We start from the raw sequence: 414 nt of genomic DNA, 5'->3' as shown, positions 1-414 counted from the left end.
AGGGGCTAAATAAAACGACCTTAGGTTCACAGTCAATGGTTTCTCGTTTTATTCATCAACTATCGGAGGAGAATATCGTTCAACTTCAATCAATTGCCAAGGCATTGACCACTATCTATATCGGCCAGAAAAATACACAGCATATGATCATTGACGTGGATTCTACTCACTCAGACACCTTCGGAAAACAAGAACAGACTGATTTCAATACTCACTACTTTGAATTTGCCCAAAATTTATAACAACACTTTATATGCCAAAAGCTCGAGGAATTCACATGTGGAAATCATGGAAGCCTCGAGCTTTTTGACTGTCCACAGCAAAAATCTGTGGACAAAATGCACCCTGTTGCGTGTTATAATTGATTCACCACAAAACAAAAAAACAGAACAGGAACTGAGGTTATTTTACCAT

Annotated in this window: 1 protein-coding gene; it reads left to right on the top strand. The window is 38.2% G+C overall.

Going from position 1 to position 414, the window contains the following annotated elements; translation table 11 throughout:
• On the top strand, positions 1 to 242 hold a 242-nt coding region (locus ACYQ2O_RS12880), incomplete at its 5' end, for a transposase (protein WP_459796794.1).
• Between the last annotated feature and the right edge of the window lie 172 nt (positions 243 to 414).

The organism is Alkalibacterium sp. m-11, assembly GCF_054658155.1.
Note: the sequence above shows the minus strand (reverse complement) of the source record. Positions and strands in the feature narration are given on the sequence as shown.